Annotated in this window: 5 protein-coding genes and 1 pseudogene; 3 read left to right on the top strand and 3 right to left on the bottom strand. The window is 65.1% G+C overall.

Going from position 1 to position 4,781, the window contains the following annotated elements; all coding sequences use genetic code 11:
• A pseudogene (locus tag VKP01_RS07345) lies at window positions 1-565 on the top strand (hypothetical protein); the annotation flags it as partial.
• Between the two features lie 6 nt (window positions 566-571).
• Here VKP01_RS07345 and serB read toward each other — a convergent pair.
• The gene (gene serB / locus VKP01_RS07340) at window positions 572-1,501 is read right to left on the bottom strand and encodes a phosphoserine phosphatase SerB (protein WP_324411505.1); all 930 of its coding nucleotides are present in this window, start codon (window positions 1,499-1,501) and stop codon (window positions 572-574) included.
• A gap of 184 nt (window positions 1,502-1,685) precedes the next feature.
• On the opposite strand from serB, the gene VKP01_RS07335 reads away from it, so the two are divergent.
• Window positions 1,686-1,928, top strand: a complete 243-nt coding sequence (locus VKP01_RS07335) for a hypothetical protein (RefSeq protein ID WP_324411504.1) — start codon at window positions 1,686-1,688, stop codon at window positions 1,926-1,928.
• 4 nt (window positions 1,929-1,932) lie between these two features.
• Here VKP01_RS07335 and VKP01_RS07330 read toward each other — a convergent pair whose 3' ends face one another.
• Both VKP01_RS07330 and VKP01_RS07325 read right to left on the bottom strand, forming a co-directional pair.
• Entirely contained in the window at window positions 1,933-3,015 is a 1,083-nt protein-coding gene (locus tag VKP01_RS07330; protein ID WP_324411503.1) for an acyltransferase family protein, read from the bottom strand.
• 169 nt (window positions 3,016-3,184) lie between these two features.
• Complete coding sequence (locus tag VKP01_RS07325; RefSeq protein WP_324411502.1) at window positions 3,185-3,718, bottom strand: SH3 domain-containing protein; 534 nt, start codon at window positions 3,716-3,718, stop codon at window positions 3,185-3,187.
• A 277-nt stretch (window positions 3,719-3,995) separates the two neighbouring features.
• Here VKP01_RS07325 and VKP01_RS07320 point away from each other — a divergent pair.
• Window positions 3,996-4,781 (top strand): D-glycerate dehydrogenase (locus VKP01_RS07320; protein WP_324411501.1); only part of this gene is annotated, 786 nt, incomplete at its 3' end.

Below are 4,781 nucleotides of genomic sequence, written 5' to 3'. Positions count from 1 at the left end.
GCTCCTGATCTCCGTCCACGAGGAACGCCGCTGGCCGTTCACGGGGGCGCTAGACGAGGATGGCGGGGGGTTGCAATTCAACCTGCCGGTGCCGCGTGGCTTCAATGACAGCGAGATGCGCGCCGTCCTGCACGAGTTGATCCTGCCCCGCCTCGCCGCCTTCGCGCCGCACGCGATCGTGATGCAATGCGGCTCGGATGCGATCGAGGAGGATCCGCTCTCGCGGTTGGCTCTCTCCAACAACGCCCATCGTGAGGCGGTGGTGGCTGTGCGCGAGATGGCGCCGCGCATGGTGGTCACGGGCGGCGGGGGCTATAATCCGTGGTCCGTGGCGCGTTGCTGGACCGGGATCTGGGGCGCGCTCAACGGGCTGACCGCGCCCGAGCGGCTCCCGGAAGAAGCCGAGACGGTTTTGCGCACGCTCGTCTGGCGCGGCGCACCGCGCGTGGGGCGTGATCCGCCTGAACACTGGTTCAGCACGCTCCACGACGCCCCGCGCGAGGGTGAGGTCCGCGAGGATATCCGCAGGCAGCTCGCCGCTCTGGCGCAGCGCCCACTCCCGTGAAGCGGGTCAGATCTCGGCGAAATCCGCGCAGGCATAGCCCTGGATATAGAGCAGCGCGGTCAGATCCGCATGGTCGATCCGCGCGCCCGCCGCTTCCGCTACGGAGGGTTTGGCGTGATAGGCGACGCCGAGCCCGGCTTCGCCGAGCATGGCGAGATCATTGGCCCCGTCCCCGACCGCGAGGGTTTCCTCGATTGCCAGTCCGTGGCGCGCGCGCAATTCGATCAGCGCGGCATATTTCGCCTCGCGCCCCACGATCGGCTCCTCGACCGTGCCGACCAGCGTCTCGTCGGTGATGACGAGGCGGTTGGCGCGGTGTTCGTCGAAGCCGAGCTTGCCGGCGATCGCGCTGGTGAATACCGTAAAGCCGCCGGAGACGAGGGCGCACCAGGCGCCGTTGGCGCGCATCGTCGCGACCAGCTCGCGTCCGCCGGGCGTCAGATCGAGACGTTTTTCGACGATTTCGTCGATCGTGCCGAGCGCCAGCCCCTTGAGCAGCGCCACACGTTCGCGCAATGCCGGCTCGAAGGGTAGCTCGCCGCGCATGGCGCGCTCGGTTATCGCCGCGACCTCGGGCTTGAGGCCGACGTAATCGGCGAGCTCGTCGATGCATTCCTGTGCGATCATGGTGGAATCCATATCGGCGAGAAGCAGCTTCTTGCGCCGATGCGCCAAAGGCTGAACCACCACGTCCACCAGCGCCTCACCGAGCGTCGCGATCAGCGCATTGCGGTAATCGTGGATGAGGATATCCTCGCCGAGCGGCGCCACGTTGGGATCGTCGAGATCACCGGGATCGAAGGTGAGATCGGCGGCGATTCCCGGTGCCAGCACCCGGATCTGCGGATCAGGCAGGGCCGCGCCCGCCGCTTCGACCAAGGCATCGTCGAGAATCGGCGTGGCGGGATTGCAGATCAGGGTGGCGACGAAGGACATGCGCGAAGGGCTCCGGAAGGGCTGAGGGCGGGATTTGCGTGAGCTGTTTCGCAATTGCCGGAGGGTTTTTCAATAGCATTGCGGATAAACGCTGCAACGCCTCGCCGGATGCGTCCGCGTCGCAGCCGCTTGCACCGGGCGGCACGAGTGGTTAAGTCTGCCTCATCGAACCAGGGAGCAGGCCGTGAGCCGCACGAACAGCAGAAATCTCCGCGCCACGTTTACCGTGTTGAGCGCCCTCGTCTTCGTCGCGACGCAGGTTCTGGGCGTGGCCGTCGCTGCCGGCTGGGCGATCGCCGGGATCTTCGAGCTCGGCGATACCATCCGATACGTGCTGATGGGCCTTTTCTGCGGGCTCGGCCTCTACATGCTGCACGGCTTCTGGAAGCAGGCCACCAGAATCGAGCCGCTCAACAAGCCGGATTGAGGCCTCACTCCGCTGGCTGGGGTCGCGCGCCGCTCCGCTCCGGTGAGATGCGCGCGAAGCGCGGGCGCACGAAGAGGAAGTTCAGCGGCGTATTACGCACGATCCGCTCAGCAACGAGTGGCGCCAGCACGGCTACGATCAGCACGATCAGCGAGATCACCCCCACATCCTCGATGATACCCAGCCGCAAGAGAATCTCGCGCGTCACAGCCATGGGCAGGAAGAAGGCGAGATAGACCGCAATCGCATGGCGCCCGGCATAATCGAGCGGGCGGCCGAGCGGCGTGCCGGCGAGCAGTGCCGAGATCAGCACCATCGCCACCGCGCCGAGCGTTCCCGCAATCAGGCTGATGAAAGGCAGCGTGGCGAGCGTGCCGGCCTCGGTCAGCCCTGACGGCGTGAGGGCGAGAAAGCCGTTCACGACCGCCCAGAGCACGAGCCCGACCAGGGCTGCGGGTTTGTGGGCGAGCGCCCAATCAGCGAGTTTGAAGATTTGCGGGGCCAGCAGGTAGCCGGCGAGGAAGTAGACATAGCGCGCGGCGAATTCATCGACGAGGATCGCGCCCGTATGGATCGGTGCGATTTCCAGAAGCGCCGCACTGCCGAGCAGGGCCCAGACCGGCACGCCGCGCAGCAGTTTCGTCACCACCGAGAAGATCGCCAGCATGTAGACGAACCACAGTGTCGAGAACGGCTGAACCATGGACCAGGCCAGATGCTCGATCAGCCCCGTCACCGATCCGTCGGCGACATCGCCGAAACGGATGATGGACTGGATGACGAGCCAGAGCACGTAGAAATAGAGGAAATGCAGCACCCGCTTGTCGGCATAGCGACGCCAGTCGCGATCGATCACGCGCGCGAGGAACAGCCCCGAGATCAGGAAGAAGTCCGGCATGCGAAACGGCGCGGCGAAAGCGACGACCGGGTGCAGGAAGCCTTCCGTGCCCATCCTGTCGCCGATGCCGAGCACCACATGCATCATCACCACCAGGATGATGCACATGCCCTTGGCGGTATCGACCCACGCCACACGAACCCCGTCACCGGAAGCGTAGAGCAGTGAAACGGGTCTTTCGGTGTCCATGCGCATCGTCATCGCCATCCCTCACGGAATTCGTGCAGGCGCACGCCCTTGATCCGCGCGCCCGACGAGAGGCAACGCTAGCGATGAAAGGTAAAGAAATGCATTGCCGGAATGGCGAGCGCCGCCCGCTCGCGCAAGCGTGATCACGTCATCGCGGCCTGCGCCACCATCAATCGAGCATTTCGTTCGGGTAGACACCCCAGAGCTCTTCCTGGCGCAGGAAACCGATTATCTCATGCCGTGGCTCTGCCACGACGGCCAACCGGCACCATTCGCCATCGCAGTCGCTGATACCGGCGACGACACCGGGCTGGATCCGTGCCAGCACCCGTGACGCCGGCTCGGGCTGCTCGAGCAAGTCGACGACACGCTCAACATCACGATCCCAGGGCGCAACGATGGCCGTGCGCCTGCCCGAGAGCAGCGAATGCCAGACCCAGCCGTCTTCACCTTCGGGATCGCGGATGCGGCGCCAGTTCTCGAATTCCGCGATGATCTCGACGGGCAGGCCGGCGCGCTGATACACCCAGCGTGTGCCGTGGTCGGTCGACGGCCCCTCACGCATGTTGACCTTGTCGGTCTTCAGGCTCACGTAGCGCGGCAGCGGCAAGCGCGTTTCCGGCCCGATGCTGGCCTGGGCATGCACGGCGGGCGCGGCGAATAGGGTTGCGGAAACGAAGCAGGCGGCGCTGAGGCCCGCCATCAGCATATGTCGCGGAGCCGGGCCCGCGCGTAATGCTGCCGATATGCGGGTGGCGAGACCGATGACGATGCTCTTCATGACGCTCTTTGTCCGAATCCGGTACTGCTGCGCTGACGCGGATTTGTGTTTGGCAATAGCTCTGCTAGAGAAACGACGAAGCGGCAGGCGCAAGCGGTGCGCTTGCCGTGAGCCGCCAATCGGATAGTGGTGAATCCCGGTTAACAGCTGATGAAGATCCGCCGCGCGATCGCGGCGCCACGGTGAGAACGAGGAAGCCATGCCTCAGAGAAAGAAACCGCATGTTGTCGTCACGCGCCGCCTGCCGGGCGCGATCGAAACGCGCATGCGCGAACTCTTCGACACGCGCCTCAACATCGACGATACGCCGATGAGCCGCGAGGCGCTCACTGAGGCCGTGGGCCAGGCGGATGTGCTGGTGCCGACCCTGACCGACACGATCGATGCCACCCTGATCGAAAAGGCCGGACCTTCGCTCAGACTGATCGCGAATTTTGGTAACGGCGTCGATCATATCGACGTCGAAGCGGCTCTGGCGCGCGGTATCACCGTGACCAACACGCCCGGCGTTCTCACCGAGGATACCGCCGACATGACCATGGCGCTGATCCTCGCCGTGGCGCGGCGCATCGCCGAGGGCGCGCGCGTCATTCCCGATGATGTCGAATGGGCCGGCTGGTCGCCGACATGGATGCTCGGCCATCGCATTACCGGAAAGCGGCTCGGTATCGTCGGCATGGGCCGGATCGGAACGGCTGTCGCACGCCGGGCGAAGGCCTTCGGTCTTTCGATCCATTATCACAACCGCCGCCGGGTTGCCCCGGCGCTCGAGGAAGAGCTCGATTCCACCTACTGGGATTCCCTCGACCAGATGCTGGCCCGCATGGATATCGTCTCGGTCAACTGCCCGCATACGCCGGCAACCTATCACCTGCTTTCGGCCCGCCATCTCAAGCTGATGAAGCCGGAGGCGATCATCGTGAACACCGCGCGCGGCGAGATCATCGACGAGGGTGCCATGGTGCGTCAGATCGAACAGGGTGCG

This window comes from Saliniramus sp., assembly GCF_035311605.1.
Taxonomy (GTDB): domain Bacteria; phylum Pseudomonadota; class Alphaproteobacteria; order Rhizobiales; family Beijerinckiaceae; genus Saliniramus.
The sequence above is the reverse complement of the archived record's forward strand: the minus strand, read 5'-3'. Positions and strand labels throughout refer to the sequence as shown.